At 55.9% G+C, this 16,195-nt stretch carries 13 protein-coding genes; 8 read left to right on the top strand and 5 right to left on the bottom strand.

Annotated features, from left to right (window positions below):
• Positions 1 to 22: 22 nt before the first annotated feature.
• The 3 genes from tamA to HCH49_RS14040 are packed head-to-tail and all read left to right on the top strand — an operon-like array spanning position 23 to position 5,876.
• Complete coding sequence (gene tamA / locus HCH49_RS14050) at positions 23 to 1,756, top strand: autotransporter assembly complex protein TamA (protein ID WP_033144487.1); 1,734 nt, start codon at positions 23 to 25, stop codon at positions 1,754 to 1,756.
• Positions 1,753 to 5,529 (top strand): autotransporter assembly complex protein TamB, encoded by a 3,777-nt coding sequence (gene tamB / locus HCH49_RS14045; RefSeq protein WP_221702862.1) that lies wholly within the window; start codon positions 1,753 to 1,755, stop codon positions 5,527 to 5,529. Before tamA ends, tamB begins: the two co-directional genes overlap by 4 nt.
• A gap of 2 nt (positions 5,530 to 5,531) precedes the next feature.
• Entirely contained in the window at positions 5,532 to 5,876 is a 345-nt protein-coding gene (locus HCH49_RS14040) for a gamma-glutamylcyclotransferase (protein ID WP_014830431.1), read from the top strand.
• A 315-nt stretch (positions 5,877 to 6,191) separates the two neighbouring features.
• On the opposite strand, the gene HCH49_RS14035 is transcribed toward HCH49_RS14040, so the two are convergent.
• From HCH49_RS14035 to ppa, 3 genes are all read right to left on the bottom strand, one after another.
• The gene (locus HCH49_RS14035) at positions 6,192 to 6,662 is read right to left on the bottom strand and encodes a hypothetical protein (protein WP_221702861.1); all 471 of its coding nucleotides are present in this window, start codon (positions 6,660 to 6,662) and stop codon (positions 6,192 to 6,194) included.
• Positions 6,659 to 7,243 carry a hypothetical protein gene (locus HCH49_RS14030; RefSeq protein WP_032662463.1) on the bottom strand — a complete coding sequence of 195 codons (585 nt, stop codon included), beginning with the start codon at positions 7,241 to 7,243 and terminating at the stop codon, positions 6,659 to 6,661. The genes HCH49_RS14035 and HCH49_RS14030 overlap by 4 nt, the downstream gene beginning before the upstream one ends.
• A 223-nt stretch (positions 7,244 to 7,466) precedes the next feature.
• Positions 7,467 to 7,997 carry an inorganic diphosphatase gene (gene ppa, locus HCH49_RS14025; RefSeq protein ID WP_010427397.1) on the bottom strand — a complete coding sequence of 177 codons (531 nt, stop codon included), beginning with the start codon at positions 7,995 to 7,997 and terminating at the stop codon, positions 7,467 to 7,469.
• 309 nt (positions 7,998 to 8,306) lie between these two features.
• Between ppa and ytfQ the strand changes: the two genes are divergently transcribed.
• The 5 genes from ytfQ (at position 8,307) to HCH49_RS14000 (ending at position 14,588) form a co-directional block, all read left to right on the top strand.
• A complete protein-coding gene (gene ytfQ / locus HCH49_RS14020; protein WP_014882271.1) occupies positions 8,307 to 9,263 on the top strand; it encodes a galactofuranose ABC transporter substrate-binding protein YtfQ in 957 nt (318 codons plus the stop codon).
• Between the two features lie 133 nt (positions 9,264 to 9,396).
• Positions 9,397 to 10,899 (top strand): galactofuranose ABC transporter, ATP-binding protein YtfR, encoded by a 1,503-nt coding sequence (ytfR, locus tag HCH49_RS14015; protein WP_094935140.1) that lies wholly within the window; start codon positions 9,397 to 9,399, stop codon positions 10,897 to 10,899.
• A 10-nt stretch (positions 10,900 to 10,909) separates the two neighbouring features.
• A complete protein-coding gene (ytfT, locus tag HCH49_RS14010) occupies positions 10,910 to 11,935 on the top strand; it encodes a galactofuranose ABC transporter, ATP-binding protein YtfT (RefSeq protein ID WP_165356711.1) in 1,026 nt (341 codons plus the stop codon).
• Positions 11,922 to 12,923, top strand: coding sequence for a galactofuranose ABC transporter, permease protein YjfF (gene yjfF, locus HCH49_RS14005; protein ID WP_087823520.1), 1,002 nt, complete (start codon positions 11,922 to 11,924; stop codon positions 12,921 to 12,923). The genes ytfT and yjfF overlap by 14 nt, the downstream gene beginning before the upstream one ends.
• Before the next feature lie 93 nt (positions 12,924 to 13,016).
• Positions 13,017 to 14,588: a methyl-accepting chemotaxis protein gene (locus HCH49_RS14000; RefSeq protein WP_221702860.1), complete on the top strand. Its 1,572-nt coding sequence runs from the start codon at positions 13,017 to 13,019 to the stop codon at positions 14,586 to 14,588.
• On the opposite strand, the gene HCH49_RS13995 is transcribed toward HCH49_RS14000, so the two are convergent.
• Complete coding sequence (locus HCH49_RS13995) at positions 14,560 to 14,916, bottom strand: LysR family transcriptional regulator (protein ID WP_033144492.1); 357 nt, start codon at positions 14,914 to 14,916, stop codon at positions 14,560 to 14,562. The genes HCH49_RS14000 and HCH49_RS13995 overlap by 29 nt on opposite strands.
• 150 nt (positions 14,917 to 15,066) lie before the next feature.
• Complete coding sequence (gene fbp / locus HCH49_RS13990; protein WP_023310178.1) at positions 15,067 to 16,065, bottom strand: class 1 fructose-bisphosphatase; 999 nt, start codon at positions 16,063 to 16,065, stop codon at positions 15,067 to 15,069.
• Positions 16,066 to 16,195 lie beyond the last annotated feature (130 nt).

The raw sequence follows: 16,195 nt of genomic DNA, 5'->3' as shown, positions 1-16,195 counted from the left end.
ACAGGGATATTCAGGAGAAAACGTGACAAAAATCCGCCAGTTATGTTTAGTCAGTGTGTTGCTGACAAGCGGGATTGCCAGCGCGGCGAATGTCCGTTTGCAGGTTGAGGGGTTATCCGGGGCGCTGGAAAAAAACGTGCGTGCGCAGTTGTCGACCATCCAGAGTGATGAGGTGACGCCGGACCGGCGTTTTCGCGCGCGCGTCGATGACGCTATCCGTGAAGGGCTTAAAGCGCTGGGGTATTACGAACCCACCATTGATTTCGATCTTCGCCCGCCGCCAAAGAAGGGGCGCCAGGTTCTTATTGCCCGCGTTTCGCCGGGTGAGCCGGTATTGATTGGCGGCACGAACGTTATCCTGCGCGGCGGGGCGCGTACCGACCGGGATTACCTGGACCTGCTCAGCACGCGGCCGAAAATCGGTACCGTGCTTAACCACGGTGACTACGACCATTTCAAAAAAGAGCTGACGAACGTTTCCCTGCGTAAGGGCTACTTCGACAGCCAGTTCAATAAAAGCCAGCTGGGGATTGCGCTGGATCGGCGTCAGGCCTTCTGGGATATCGACTACGACAGCGGAGAACGCTACCGCTTTGGCGATGTGACGTTTGAAGGTTCGCAAATTCGTGAAGAATACCTGCAAAACCTCGTGCCGTTCAAAAAAGGGGATTACTACCAGTCGAGAGACCTGGCGGAACTGAACCGTCGTCTTTCCGCTACCGGCTGGTTTAACTCCGTGGTTGTCGCACCGGAATTTGATAAGTCTCGCAAAACGAAGGTGTTGCCGCTGCATGGCGTTGTCTCGCCGCGCACCGAGAACACCATTGAGACCGGTGTTGGCTACTCGACGGATGTTGGACCACGCGTGAGAACCTCGTGGAAAAAGCCGTGGATGAACTCGTACGGTCACAGCCTGACCACCAGCCTGAGCCTCTCTGCGCCCGAGCAGCAGCTGGATTTCAGCTACAAAATGCCGCTGCTGAAAAACCCGCTTGAGCAATATTACCTTGTGCAGGGCGGTTTTAAGCGCACCGACTTGAACGACACCAAGCAGGATTCTACGACCCTTGCGGTCTCCCGCTTCTGGGATCTCTCCAGCGGCTGGCAGCGCGCCATTAACCTGCGCTGGAGCCTGGACCACTTTACCCAGGCCAACGTCACCAATACCACCATGCTGCTTTATCCGGGCGTGATGATCAGCCGTACCCGCTCGCGCGGCGGCCTGATGCCGACCTGGGGCGACTCACAGCGCTACTCCATTGATTATTCCAACTCCGCCTGGGGCTCCGACGTGGATTTCTCGGTGATTCAGGCGCAAAACGTCTGGATCCGCACGCTGTACGACAAACACCGCTTTGTGATGCGCGGCAATCTCGGCTGGATTGAAACGGGCGACTTCGAGCGCGTTCCGCCGGATCTGCGCTTCTTCGCCGGGGGCGACCGCAGCATTCGTGGGTATAAGTACAAATCGATCTCGCCTGAGAACGAAAAGGGCCAGTTGACCGGGGCATCAAAACTGGCGACCGGATCGCTGGAGTATCAGTACAACGTCAGCGGAAAGTGGTGGGGCGCTATGTTTGTTGACGGCGGTGAGGCGGTGAACGATATCCGCCGCAGCGACTTTAAAACCGGCGCGGGCGTGGGCGTACGCTGGCAGTCACCCGTCGGGCCCATCAAGCTCGACTTCGCCGTGCCTGTCGGTGACAAAGAAGAGCACGGATTACAGTTTTACATCGGTCTGGGGCCTGAATTATGAGTTTATGGAAGAAAATAAGCCTCGGGGTGCTGATTTTTATCGTGCTGCTGCTCGGTACGGTGGCGTTTCTGGTGGGAACGACGACCGGGCTGCATCTGCTGTTTAACGCTGCGAACCGCTGGGTGCCGGGGCTGGAGATTGGCCAGGTAACGGGCGGCTGGCGCGATCTGCGTCTGAAGAATATCCGCTACGAGCAGCCGGGCGTGGCGGTGAACGCCGGGGAGTTCCACCTGGCGGTGAAGCTGGGCTGCCTGCGCGACAGCAAGCTCTGCGTCAACGATCTGTCGCTTAAAGACGTCAACGTGGCGATAGATTCGAAAAAAATGCCGAAGTCTGCGCCGGTCGAGGAAGAGGACAGCGGCCCGCTGAATCTCTCCACGCCGTACCCGATCGCGCTCTATCGGGTCGCGCTTGATAACGTCAATATCAAAATCGACGACACTACCGTGTCCGTGATGGATTTCACCTCCGGCCTACGCTGGCAGGAGAAAAACCTCACCCTGACGCCGACGTCCCTGCAGGGCTTGCTGATCGCGTTGCCGAAGGTGGCCGACGTGGCGCAGGAAGAGATCGTCGAGCCGAAGATCCAGAACCCGCAGCCGGAAGAAAAGCCGCTGGGCGAAACGCTGAAAGATCTCTTCTCGAAGCCTGTCCTGCCGGAAATGACCGACGTTCACCTGCCGCTGAACCTCAACATCGAGGAGTTCAAAGGCGAGCAGCTGCGCCTGACCGGCGATACCGATCTGACGGTCTACACCATGCTGCTGAAAGTCAGCAGCATTGACGGCAACATGAAGCTCGACGCGCTGGATATCGACACCAACCAGGGCTCGGTGAATGCGTCAGGGAATGCCCTGCTGCGCGACAACTGGCCGGTGGACATCACGCTGAACAGCGCGCTTAACATCGATCCGCTGAAAGGCGAAAAGGTGAAGGTCAAAGTGGGCGGGGCGCTGCGCGATAAGCTGGATGTCGGGGTGAATCTCTCCGGCCCGGTGGACATGGTCCTGCGCGCGCAAACGCAGCTGGCGGAAGCCGGGCTGCCGCTCAATCTGGAGGTTGTCAGCAAGCAGCTTTACTGGCCGTTCACCGGCGAAAAGCAGTTCCAGGCCGATGATCTGAAGCTGAAGCTGAGCGGCAAGATGACCGACTACACGCTCTCGTTCCGCACCGCGGTGAAGGGGCAGGGCGTGCCGCCTGCGAATATCACGCTGGATGCGAAGGGCAACGAACGGCAGGTCAACCTCGACAAGCTGACCGTCGCGGCGCTGGAAGGCAAAACCGAGCTGACCGCGCTGCTCGACTGGCAGCAGGCGATCAGCTGGCGCGGCGAGCTGAAGCTGACGGGTATTAACACCGCCAAAGAGGTACCGGACTGGCCGTCGAAGCTGGATGGCCTGATTAAAACCCGCGGCAGCCTGTACGGCGGTACGTGGCAGATGGACGTGCCGGAAATCAAGCTCACCGGGAACGTGAAGCAGAACAAGGTTAACGTTGAAGGCTCGGTGAAAGGCAACAGCTATCTGCAGTGGGTTATCCCGGGGCTGCACGTGGCGCTGGGCCGCAACACGGCGGATATCAAAGGCGAGCTGGGGGTGAAAGATCTCAATCTGGACGCCACCATCGACGCGCCGAATCTGGATAACGCCCTGCCGGGGCTGGGCGGCACGGCGAAAGGTCTCGTGAAAGTGCGCGGTACGGTGGAGGCACCGCAGCTGCTGGCGGACATTACCGCCAATAACCTGCGCTGGCAGGAGCTGAGCGTTGCCCGCGTCCGCGTGGAAGGGGATGTGAAATCCACCGATCAGATCGGCGGTAGCCTGAACCTGCGCGTGGAGCGCATTTCTCAGCCGGACGTGAACATTAACCTGGTCACCCTGGACGCCAAAGGGAACGAGAAACAGCACGACCTCCAGCTGCGCGTGCAGGGCGAGCCGGTCTCCGGCCAGCTTCACCTCACCGGCAGCTTCGACCGCAAAGAAGAACGCTGGAAAGGGACGCTGGATAACACGCGCTTCAATACGCCGGTCGGGCCGCTGGCGCTCTCGCGATCCATTGCCCTCGACTACCGCAACGCCGAGCAGAAGATCAGCATTGGGCCACACTGCTGGACCAACCCGAATGCGGAGCTGTGCGTGCCGCAGACCATCGATGCGGGTGCGGAAGGGCGCGCGCAGATCAATCTCAACCGCTTCGATCTGGCGATGCTGAAGCCGTTTATGCCGGATACGACCCAGGCCAGCGGCGTCTTCAGCGGGAAAGCCGATGTGGCCTGGGACACCACCAAAGAGGGACTGCCGCAGGGCAGCGTCACGCTGTCCGGGCGTAACGTGAAGGTGACGCAGGAGGTCAACGACGCGCCGCTGCCGGTGGCGTTCGACACCCTGAACCTGAGTGCCGATCTGCATAACAATCGCGCGCAGCTGGGGTGGACGATCCGCCTGACCAACAACGGTCAGCTGGACGGGCAGGTCCAGATTACCGATCCGCAGGGACGGCGTAATCTGGGCGGCAACGTCAACGTCCGTAACTTCAACCTGGCGATGGTGAACCCGATTTTCGCGCGCGGGGAAAAAGCGGAGGGCATGCTGAACGCTAACCTGCGCCTGGCCGGTAACGTGCAAAGCCCGCAGCTGTTCGGTCAGATGCGGCTCAGCGGCGTGGATATCGACGGTAACTTCATGCCGTTTGACATGCAGCCCAGCCAGATCGCGATGAACTTCAACGGTATGAGCTCGACGCTGAGCGGCTCGGTATTGACGCAGCAAGGGCAAATCAACCTGAGCGGCGACGCGGACTGGAGCCAGCTCGACAACTGGCGCGCCCGTATTGCCGCGAAGGGCAGCAAGGTGCGCATCACCGTACCGCCGATGGTGCGCCTGGACGTCTCGCCTGATGTGGTCTTTGAAGCCACGCCAAGTCTCTTCACGCTTGACGGACGCGTCGACGTGCCGTGGGCGCGCATCGTGGTTCACGACGTGCCGGAAAGCGCGGTCGGCGTCTCAAGTGATGAAGTGATGCTCAATGAAAATCTGAAACCTGTCGAACAGAAGAGCGCGGGCATACCGATCAATAGTAACCTCATCGTGCACGTGGGGAATAACGTGCGGTTGAATGCGTTTGGGCTGAAGGCGAGGCTCACGGGCGACCTGAAAGTCGCGCAGGATAAACAGGGGCTTGGCCTGAACGGGCAGATCACTATCCCTGAAGGGCGTTTCCACGCCTATGGTCAGGATCTGATTGTCCGCAAAGGCGAGCTGCTGTTCTCCGGTCCACCGGATCAGCCCCTGCTGAATATCGAGGCGATTCGTAACCCGGAAGCGACGGAAGATGACGTCATTGCTGGCGTTCGCGTCACCGGTTCCGCCGACGAACCGAAGGCGGAGATCTTCTCTGACCCGGCGATGTCGCAGCAGGAAGCGCTCTCTTATCTGCTGCGTGGACAAGGTCTGAACAGCGGACAAAGCGACAGTGCGGCGATGACCTCGATGTTAGTGGGTCTGGGGGTTGCACAAAGTGGGCAGGTTGTGGGTAAAATCGGCGAGACGTTCGGCGTAAGCAATCTGGCGCTGGACACCCAGGGCGTGGGTGACTCCTCGCAGGTGGTGGTCAGCGGCTATGTACTGCCGGGTCTGCAGGTAAAATATGGTGTGGGGATCTTTGACTCACTGGCAACTCTCACGTTACGCTATCGCCTGATGCCCAAGCTATATCTGGAAGCAGTGTCCGGCGTAGACCAGGCACTTGATCTGCTCTATCAGTTTGAGTTTTAGCAATGCGAATATTTGTCTACGGCAGTTTACGAACCAAGCAAGGCAACAGTCACTGGATGACCAATGCCCTGCTGCTGGGGAATTACAATATCGAGAACTACCAGTTGTACAGCCTGGGCCACTATCCAGGCGCGGTTCCGGGCGAAGGAACAGTACAGGGTGAAGTCTATCGTATTGATAACGCGACGCTTGCCGAACTTGATGCCTTGCGCACCAGGGGCGGTGAATACGCACGCCAGTTGATCCAGACGCCGTACGGAAGTGCGTGGATGTACGTCTACCAGCGTCCGGTCGAAGGGTTAACGCGGATTGTAAGCGGTAACTGGTTAGACAGAGACCAGTACTGAAAAAAACAACGCCACCGTGAGGTGGCGTTGTTTTTTTTATTCCTTCAACTCTCTTCTGTATCCCGGCGTCGGGTTAAAAACAGAGGAACGAACAGCATGATGTACGGGGCAATAAGCCATAAAAAACACAAGGCGCGTGAACGGCCATAGTAGTTTATGCACCGCGTATTGCTTGAAATGACGGGCAGGAAAAACAGTAAAAACAGCAGAATCACATAATCGCTTCGATAAGGGATCCATAAGTAAAACAAAAACCAGGCAAGCTGGAATGTCATGATGCAGAGATACTGCCATTTACTGTCTTTACCGTAACAGTCAAACGCCTTTATGTAGCCCATCTTTATGCTTTGAAGAAAGAAACTTAGCATGTATAACGCTCACGATCGCGACGGTCAGGAGTGTGCTCATCAGCAACGCCCCTAAAAAATAGCTGTGGGTGATATCAGTAGCACCCGAGCCTAAAGTATGCAATTTACTATAACCTCTATCTACTGCAACAAAAAGCGTATATAGCCCTATGTTAATAAAGAATTGCAGAAGACAAGAAAAGAAGATATTTCTGGGAATTGTTTTTAATAGAGTGAGCAACGCATAAATAATGCTTGATGATAGCGCGAAGTAAAGTCCGTTAAGTAAACCAGATAGTAATGCGCTATTTATTTGAATGAATATTAAATGATCGCTTCCATAGTACCATGACAGATATTCAACATAAGTACTTCTGCCAAAGAAAAAGGAGGCAATAATAAGGACGGATAGGCTTATGACATGGCTTTTCTTACTCATAATTTTGCTCCCTTAGATAGCAGCTCCTTCATCGTTTTACTGGCTTCTAGCTGATCTTTGATTATGGCAAGGTCACGAGTATTGTGGTTATATTTTGCAATAGCGGTTGGTGTACCCTTACCACCATTATCCATAAAGAAGACTATATCCTTACGACCATAAAGAAGGACTTGTGGGATGGGATCACGCCCATAACTCACCGCCTGTGGAAGGGAGTGGATAGACTCAGTCGTGAGGAAGCGAGGAATATTTTCATGCTCAATATTACCTAAAGGCGTGGTGGCAACAAGGGAGCCGATAAAATCGGTCGTATACACTAACGCATCTGTATCCTTGGTCGTTACTTTTGAACCCGTAATATATTTTATCTGTTGCCAAAGGGTAATATCTTTAGGGGTAACCTTAACACCATCCATAAACATATCCTGCTTGCGTTTTAGCTGAATGACAGTACGGTGCACCTGTGTCAAAGAGGGGCTGATTTCCCCAATAGAAGGCATATAACCATCGCGGGAATACAACCGTTCAATGATAAAATAAATTCCAGTTGGGCGGGCAACATCAATGTTAATGGATGACATATGAATCCTGTAATGAATGGGGATTAATGATCATCATGACAGTATGTTGTGAACAGCCAGGCTATTCAACCACTCCCACTATAAATGATAGGGAGTCTTTTTTTGTTTTTAATATCCAAAACAAAAGGAATGGGATTATTCTTAAAAGTTAAGTTTGTACTACTCTCAACCAGGGAAATAAAAAAGCCCCGACTCGCGGGGCCTTCATTAACAGCAGTAAGAATTACTTCTTAGCAGCGCGTTCGAAGGAGGCGATGATTTCTGCTTTCGCCGCTTCTGCGTTGTCCCAGCCGTCAACTTTAACCCACTTGCCTTTTTCGAGGTCTTTGTAGTGCTCGAAGAAGTGAGTGATCTGCGCTTTCAGCAGCTCTGGCAGGTCGTTCACATCTTTGATGTGATCGTATTCTTTGCTCAGCTTGGTGTGCGGTACCGCAACCAGCTTCGCATCTTCACCGGATTCGTCGGTCATTTTCAGCACGCCAACTGGACGGCAGCGAATGACGGAGCCTGGCTCCAGTGGGTATGGCGTTGGGACCAGCACATCAACCGGGTCACCGTCCAGAGACAGGGTGTGGTTGATGTAACCGTAGTTGCACGGATAGAACATCGCGGTAGACATGAAACGGTCTACGAACAGGGCGCCGCTCTCTTTGTCCACTTCGTATTTGATCGGATCTGCGTTAGCCGGGATTTCGATAACTACGTAGATGTCTTCTGGCAGTTCTTTACCCGCTGGGACGTTGAGTAAGCTCATGTCGGTGTCCTTTAAAATGGATGGTAAACAAGTGGCAGGTATTATAGCCAACTCGCGCTGAATGTCTCCGCCTGTTTTCGCTTTCTCTCCCCGCTTTCTCCACTTTTCAGACCGATTCCATGACAGAAAAATCCATAAACTCAGCCGCATTTTTCATGGCGAAATGAAAGCGATTACAAACTTGTGATTAACGTTTTATTCACTTTTCTGAAGTGTGATGTAACGCAATTCGTTACATATTTCATGGGCTATAGTCATTTCGCAGAACATCTTTTAACCAACAATAAACACCCCTACGAGGACGCTCATATGTGGAAGCGCTTACTTCTTGTCACAGCAGTTTCGGCAGCCATGTCGTCTATGGCGATGGCCGCTCCCTTAACCGTAGGTTTTTCGCAGGTCGGCTCTGAATCTGGCTGGCGAGCGGCAGAAACCAACGTTGCCAAAAGCGAGGCTCAGAAACGCGGCATTACCCTGAAAATCGCTGATGGTCAGCAAAAACAAGAGAATCAGATCAAAGCCGTGCGCTCCTTTATCGCCCAGGGCGTGGATGCCATCTTTATTGCACCCGTCGTGGCGACCGGCTGGGAACCCGTCCTGAAGGAAGCGAAAGACGCTGAGATCCCGGTCTTCCTGCTCGACCGTTCCATCGACGTCAAAGACAAATCCCTCTATATGACCACCGTGACCGCCAACAACGTGCTTGAAGGGCAATTGATTGGCGACTGGCTGGTGAAACAGGTCGACGGCAAGCCGTGTAACGTCGTTGAGCTGCAGGGCACCGTCGGCGCGAGCGTGGCCATCGACCGTAAAAAAGGCTTTGCTGAGGCCATCGCTAAAGCGCCAAACATCAAGATTATCCGCTCTCAGTCCGGCGACTTTACGCGCAGTAAAGGTAAAGAGGTCATGGAGAGCTTCATCAAGGCTGAAAACAACGGCAAGAACATCTGCATGGTTTACGCCCACAACGATGACATGGTGATCGGTGCGATTCAGGCGATTAAAGAAGCGGGCCTGAAGCCGGGCAAAGATATCCTCACCGGCTCTATCGACGGCGTGCCGGACATCTACAAAGCGATGATCGACGGCGAAGCCAACGCCAGCGTGGAGCTGACGCCAAACATGGCGGGCCCGGCATTCGATGCGCTGGAGAAATTCAAGAAAGACGGCACGATGCCTGAGAAGGTGACGGTCACCAAGTCCACGCTCTACCTGCCTGACACGGCGAAAGAAGAGTTAGAGAAGAAGAAAAATATGGGCTACTAAGACCCGCGCCCCTCACCCCAGCCCTCTCCCCGGAGGGGAGAGGGAAAAAGGCAGGGCGGAGCTGGATATTAACAATTGGCACGATCAATCCCCTCTCCCCTCCGGGGAGAGGGTCAGGGTGAGGGGGAAAACCATGACCACTGAACAACACCAGGAAATCCTCCGCACAGAGGGCTTGAGTAAATTCTTCCCCGGCGTAAAGGCGCTGGATAACGTTGATTTCAGCCTGCGGCGCGGTGAGATTATGGCGCTGCTGGGCGAGAACGGCGCGGGAAAATCGACGCTGATTAAATCCCTGACCGGCGTTTATCACGCCGATCGCGGCACCATCTGGCTGGAAGGCAACGCCATTTCGCCGAAAAATACCGCCCATGCCCAGCTGCTGGGGATCGGGACGGTGTACCAGGAAGTAAACCTGCTGCCGAATATGTCGGTGGCGGATAATCTGTTTATTGGCCGTGAGCCGCGACGTTTTGGCCTGCTGCGCCGCAAAGAGATGGAGGCGCGGGCGACAAAGCTGATGGAATCGTACGGCTTCTCCCTTGACGTCCGTGAGCCGCTGAACCGCTTTTCCGTGGCGATGCAGCAGATCGTCGCCATTTGTCGCGCGATCGATCTCTCGGCAAAGGTGCTGATCCTCGACGAACCCACCGCCAGCCTCGATACCCAGGAAGTGGAGATGCTCTTCACCCTGATGCGCCAGCTGCGCGATCAGGGCGTCAGCCTGATCTTCGTTACCCACTTCCTCGATCAGGTATATGAGGTAAGCGATCGCATCACGGTGCTGCGCAACGGCAGCTTTGTCGGCTGCCGCGAAACCCGCGAGCTGCCGCAGATCGAACTGGTGAAAATGATGCTGGGCCGCGAGCTGGAAACCAACGCCCTTCAGCGCGCCGGGCGCACGCTGCTCAGCGAGAAACCGGTCGCCGCGTTCAGCGATTACGGCAAGAAAGGCGTGATATCGCCGTTTAATCTGGAAGTCCGCCCGGGCGAAATTGTCGGGCTGGCGGGCCTGTTAGGATCCGGACGAACCGAAACCGCCGAGGTGATCTTCGGGATCAAGCCGGCCGACAGCGGCAGCGCGCTGATCAAGGGCAAACCGCAAACCTTACGATCCCCGCATCAGGCCTCCTGTCTGGGCGTCGGCTTCTGCCCGGAAGACCGAAAAACGGACGGCATTATTGCCGCGGCCTCGGTGCGGGAAAATATCATTCTGGCGCTGCAGGCCCAGCGCGGCTGGCTGCGCCCGATCCCGCGTAAAGAGCAAAACGCCATTGCCGAGCGCTTTATCCGTCAGCTGGGTATTCGTACCCCGAGCGCGGAACAGCCCATCGAGTTCCTCTCCGGCGGCAACCAGCAGAAGGTGCTGCTCTCCCGCTGGCTGCTGACCAAACCTCAGTTCCTGATCCTCGACGAACCGACCCGCGGCATTGACGTGGGGGCGCACGCCGAAATTATCCGGCTTATCGAAACCCTGTGCGCGGACGGTCTGGCGCTGCTGGTTATTTCGTCCGAGCTGGAAGAGCTGGTGGGCTATGCCGATCGCGTCATCATCATGCGCGATCGCAAACAGGTGGCAGAGATCCCGCTGGATAAGCTGTCCGTTCCGGCGATCATGAATGCCATCGCGGCATAAGGAGTAAATCGTGATGCCCCGTTCGCTTTCGCAAACCGGTGAGTCTAAGCGCCGCTTCAGCTGGCCAACCGGCACGCCGCAAATCGCAGCGCTGCTGGTGGTGCTGCTGGTTGATAGCCTGGTCGCGCCGCATTTTTTCCAGATTATCGTGCAGGATGGCCGCCTGTTTGGCAGCCCGATAGACATTCTAAACCGTGCCGCGCCCGTGGCGCTGCTGGCCATCGGGATGACGCTGGTCATCGCCACCGGCGGGATTGACCTTTCCGTCGGCGCGGTGATGGCTATCGCCGGGGCCACGGCCGCCTCCATGACCGTGTCCGGACACAGCCTGCCGGTGGTACTGCTGGCGGCCTTAGGCACCGGCGTGCTGGCCGGATTATGGAACGGCATTCTGGTGGCGGTGCTGAAAATTCAGCCCTTTGTCGCCACCCTTATCTTAATGGTGGCCGGGCGCGGCGTGGCGCAGCTGATCACCTCCGGGCAGATTGTCACCTTTAACTCGCCGAGCCTGGCGTGGATCGGGAGCGGCAACCTTCTGTTCTTCCCGACGCCGGTGATCGTTGCCCTGGTCACGCTCGTTGTCTTCTGGCTTTTCACCCGCAAAACGGCGCTGGGCATGTTCATTGAGGCCGTCGGGATCAACATCCGCGCCGCACGCAACGCCGGGGTCAACACCCGTCTGATGGTGATGCTGACCTACGTGCTGAGCGGCGTCTGCGCCGCCATCGCCGGGGTCATCGTCGCCGCTGATATTCGCGGGGCCGATGCCAACAACGCGGGGCTCTGGCTGGAGCTGGACGCGATCCTCGCGGTGGTGATCGGCGGCGGGTCGCTGATGGGCGGGCGCTTTAACCTGCTGCTTTCGGTGATTGGCGCGCTGATCATTCAGGGAATGAACACCGGGATCCTGCTTTCGGGGTTTCAGCCGGAACTCAACCAGGTGGTGAAAGCGGTGGTCGTGCTTTGCGTGCTGATCGTCCAGTCGCCGCGCTTTGTCAGCATCATTAAGGGGATCCGTGGCCATGATAAAACGTAATTTACCGTTGATGATCACGCTGGGTGTGTTTGTGCTGGGGTATCTCTACTGTCTGACGCAGTTCCCCGGTTTTGCCTCGACGCGCGTGATCTGCAATATACTGACCGATAACGCCTTTTTAGGCATCATCGCCGTCGGGATGACCTTTGTGATCCTCTCCGGCGGGATCGATCTCTCCGTCGGGTCGGTGATCGCGTTTACGGGCGTGTTCCTCGCGAAGGCGATCGGCTTCTGGGGCATCTCTCCGCTGGTGGCGTTTCCGCTGGTGCTGGCGATGGGCTGCGCGTTTGGCGCCTTTATGGGGCTGCTGATCGACGCGTTAAAAATCCCGGCGTTTATCATTACCCTCGCGGGAATGTTCTTCCTGCGCGGGGTGAGCTATCTGGTCTCGGAAGAGTCGATTCCGATTAACCATCCGGTGTACGACACGCTCTCCAGCCTGGCGTGGAAAATTCCCGGCGGCGGCCGCCTGAGCGCGATGGGGCTGCTGATGCTGGGCGTGGTGGTGATTGGCATCTTCCTCGCCCACCGTACCCGGTTTGGTAATCAGGTTTACGCCATCGGCGGTAACGCCACGTCGGCAAACCTGATGGGGATCTCCACCCGCAGCACCACCATCCGCATCTATATGCTCTCGACCGGCCTGGCGACGCTGGCGGGTATCGTCTTCTCGGTGTATACCCAGGCGGGCTATGCCCTTGCAGGCGTGGGCGTTGAGCTGGATGCGATTGCTTCGGTGGTCATCGGCGGCACGCTGCTGAGCGGTGGGGTCGGTACGGTGCTGGGGACGCTGTTCGGCGTGGCTATCCAGGGGCTGATACAAACCTATATCAACTTTGACGGCACGCTCAGCTCCTGGTGGACGAAGATCGCCATCGGCATTCTGCTGTTTATTTTTATTGCCCTGCAGCGTGGCCTGACGGTGCTCTGGGAGAACCGCCAAAGCTCACCTGTTACCCGCATAAACACATCGGTAACAGAGCGATAACACGCTGAATTTGCTTAAAGTCTAAACATTTTCCGGTAGCGGCCGATACTCTTTTTTTATGCCCAGAAATATCTCGCTACCGGAAATAATATCATGCTTAAAACGCTATCGATTCGTACCGGCTTGCTCTCTTTACTGGCCGTTATGACCCTTCTGCTGCTGATTGTCAGCGGCATTGGCATTTATGCCCTCACACAGAGTTCTTCTTCACTGCAGCGTATTAATCACCTTCAGGGTGAGCAGATGGTGCAGCTTAATTCAGGCTATACGCTGATCCTGCGCGCGCGCAATGAGGCGGGCCAGGCCGTCCGCATGATGGAAATCGGCATGCTGGACGATGCGGCCAAAGCGGTAAAAAACATCAATCAGGAAGTTGCCCTGGCCCAGAAAACGCTGAAAGGCGTGATCGACGGCGGCGTGGCTGACGAGCAGGGACAACAGCTGCTCGATAAAGTGGCGGCCAGCCTGGCGACGTATAGCCAGCAGGGGATCAACCCGATGCTGAAAACCCTGAATGACCAGAGCGCGGACGGGTATTACGATCTGCTGGAGAAGACGCTGATTCCGGTGGCGAAGCAGTTTGATAACGATATGCAGGCGTTCCAGAAATGGAGCGAAGCGCGTGGTCAGGCGGAAGTGAGCGCCGTGCAGGCGAGTAAAACCCGCGTACTGATCCTGATTATCGTCGCAGCGCTGCTGACGGCGGGCATTATCGTGCTCGCGTGGCTGGTGCTGCGCCATATGCTGCTCAATCCGCTCTCTGCATCGATCGCTCAGCTGGAGAACGTGGCGGCGGGGGATTTAACCCATACGCTGAATGCCCCCGCGAGCCAGGAGTTTAACCGCCTCAACGCGGTGATAGAGGATATGCGGCAGTCGCTGATGAACTCGGTTATGCGGGTACGCGATGCCAGTTCGCAAATTGACACCGGTAGCCGCGAGCTGACGCTGGGAAACCGCGATCTTGCCGAGCGTACGGAATCCACCGCCACGTCGCTGGAGCAGACGGCGGCCAGCATGGAACAGATCACCGCGACGGTGAAGCTCAACGCCGATAACGCCGAGCAGGCGCACCAGCTGGCGAAGTCGGTGTCCGACACGGCCGATCACGGCAGCGAAATGGTTTGCTACGTAATTGAAAAAATGCGCGATATCTCCGGCAGCTCGGCGCGCATCGCCGACATCCTGAGCGTGATCGACGGTATTGCCTTCCAGACCAATATCCTGGCGCTTAACGCCTCCGTGGAAGCGGCGCGCGCGGGCGAGCAGGGGCGCGGGTTTGCCGTCGTCGCGGGCGAAGTGCGAAACCTCGCCAGCCGCAGCGCCGACGCGGCGAAAGAGATCCGATCGCTTATCAGTGATTCGCAGACCCACGTTAACGAGGGCAGCGAGCTGGCCCAGCAGGCTGGCGAAACGATGGACGAAATCGCAACAGAAGTGCTGCGCATGACCAAACTGATGCGTGAGATTGCGACCGCGTCTCAGGAGCAGAGCCGCGGCATTGAGCAGGTGAATATTGCGGTGAATCAGATGGACGAAACCGCGCAGCAGAATGCCGCGCTGGTGCAGCAATCCTCCGCCGCGACCCGCTCTCTTGAGGAGCAGTCGCGTCAGCTGATGGAAGCCATGTCATCATTCAAAGTGACGACTCAGACCGCTGCATAATATTACCCAGCCCCGGTACGTTCTGTGCCGGGGTTTTATTTTTTCCGGAATTAACTGCCGCAATATTATCGTGAATTTCACCCATTAATATTTCCAGTGAGCTGGTTAAGGCTAACGCCTTTTCCGTCGGTTCAAGATATAAACCTTTGCGGAAAAATAACGGTTCATCAAAGAGTTGATTAAAACGCTTTAGGGCCAGACTCACCGCCGGACGTGACATCTCCAGACGCAAAGAGGCTTTAGCCATGCTGCCGCAGCGGACGATTTCAATAAATACAGGGATAAGATTTAAATCAATGCCGGTATTAGCACGGGAATAATTGTTCATTGCGATTCTGCTCCACGAAATATCTGTCAAACTGTTATGGAAATAATGCAGGAGCAGTGGTGAATATTAAAGCATGTTTTTTATAAACACTTATACGGTAAAATATATAAATGAACAGGGGAGCCAGAACGGCTCCCCTGTAGAGAGGCATTACGCGTCCGGGTACTCACGGATAAAACGTTCAACGTCTTCAACCATGTGGTTGTTGCCGACGAAGAATGAACGGCGCTGGTGAAGGCTTTCCGGCACGATATCCAGAATACGCTCTTTACCGTCGCTCGCCTTGCCGCCCGCCTGTTCGGCGAGGAACGCCATCGGGTTGCACTCGTACAGCAGGCGCAGCTTCCCGTCCGGGTGGCTGGCGGTGCTTGGGTAGAGGTAGATACCGCCTTTCAGCAGGTTACGGTGGAAATCCGCGACCAGAGAGCCAATATAGCGGGACGTGTACGGGCGCTGGGTCGCTTTATCTTCTTCCTGGCAGAATTTAATGTACTTCTTCACGCCGTTCGGGAAGCGGATGTAGTTGCCTTCGTTGATGGAGTAGGTGTTGCCCTTCTCCGGGAAGCGCATGCGTTCCTGGCTCAGGCAGAAAACGCCCAGTGAAGGATCGTACGTAAAGGCGTGAACTCCGCAGCCGGTGGTGTACACCAGCATGGTGGAGGAGCCATAAACGACGTAACCGGCAGCAACCTGGTTAATGCCCGGCTGCAGGAAATCTTCTTCGGTTACCGGCGTGCCAACAGGCGTGACGCGGCGGTAGATGGAGAAAATGGTACCGACAGAAACGTTAACGTCGATGTTTGAGGAGCCGTCGAGCGGATCCATCAGAACAACGTATTTAGCGTGTTCACACCCTTCGAAAACAACAATTTCATCTTCTTCTTCAGAGGCGATACCCGCAACGATGTCGCGCGCGCGCAGTGCAGCTTTCAATTTTTCATTTGCGAACAGATCGAGCTTCTGTTGAACCTCGCCCTGAACGTTCTCGGCACCGCTGGCACCCAGGATATCGACCAGACCGGCCTTGTTGATATCGCGGTGGATGATCTTAGCGCCCAGCTTTATTGCCGACAGCAAAGCAGTGAGTTCACCGGTAGCATGAGAGAACTCGTGCTGCTTTTCGACAATAAATTCACCTAACGTTTTCATAACACTTTCCCTGCATCTTTGTGAGTAGAGCGATTGTATGTTCACTAAAACGACTAAAGCCCAACAATCTTAACAAACATTCAAATATTAGCGCAGAGGTGAATCGCGCCAGCAACATACGGATTTACCT

Origin of the sequence: Enterobacter sp. Y17, from assembly GCF_019730495.1 — a bacterium.
GTDB classification, from domain to species: Bacteria; Pseudomonadota; Gammaproteobacteria; order Enterobacterales; family Enterobacteriaceae; genus Enterobacter; species Enterobacter asburiae_B.
The sequence above is the reverse complement of the archived record's forward strand: the minus strand, read 5'-3'. Positions and strand labels throughout refer to the sequence as shown.

What these genes read in the sequence shown, in the direction of transcription:
- HCH49_RS13995 (WP_033144492.1), bottom strand. Translation starts at nt 14,916, where the DNA reads ATGAACAATTATTCCCGTGCTAATACCGGCATTGATTTAAATCTTATC.
- HCH49_RS14040 (WP_014830431.1), top strand. Translation starts at nt 5,532, where the DNA reads ATGCGAATATTTGTCTACGGCAGTTTACGAACCAAGCAAGGCAACAGT.
- fbp (WP_023310178.1), bottom strand. Translation starts at nt 16,065, where the DNA reads ATGAAAACGTTAGGTGAATTTATTGTCGAAAAGCAGCACGAGTTCTCT.
- tamB (WP_221702862.1), top strand. Translation starts at nt 1,753, where the DNA reads ATGAGTTTATGGAAGAAAATAAGCCTCGGGGTGCTGATTTTTATCGTG.
- HCH49_RS14000 (WP_221702860.1), top strand. Translation starts at nt 13,017, where the DNA reads ATGCTTAAAACGCTATCGATTCGTACCGGCTTGCTCTCTTTACTGGCC.
- ytfR (WP_094935140.1), top strand. Translation starts at nt 9,397, where the DNA reads ATGACCACTGAACAACACCAGGAAATCCTCCGCACAGAGGGCTTGAGT.
- HCH49_RS14030 (WP_032662463.1), bottom strand. Translation starts at nt 7,243, where the DNA reads ATGTCATCCATTAACATTGATGTTGCCCGCCCAACTGGAATTTATTTT.
- yjfF (WP_087823520.1), top strand. Translation starts at nt 11,922, where the DNA reads ATGATAAAACGTAATTTACCGTTGATGATCACGCTGGGTGTGTTTGTG.
- HCH49_RS14035 (WP_221702861.1), bottom strand. Translation starts at nt 6,662, where the DNA reads ATGAGTAAGAAAAGCCATGTCATAAGCCTATCCGTCCTTATTATTGCC.
- ppa (WP_010427397.1), bottom strand. Translation starts at nt 7,997, where the DNA reads ATGAGCTTACTCAACGTCCCAGCGGGTAAAGAACTGCCAGAAGACATC.
- ytfQ (WP_014882271.1), top strand. Translation starts at nt 8,307, where the DNA reads ATGTGGAAGCGCTTACTTCTTGTCACAGCAGTTTCGGCAGCCATGTCG.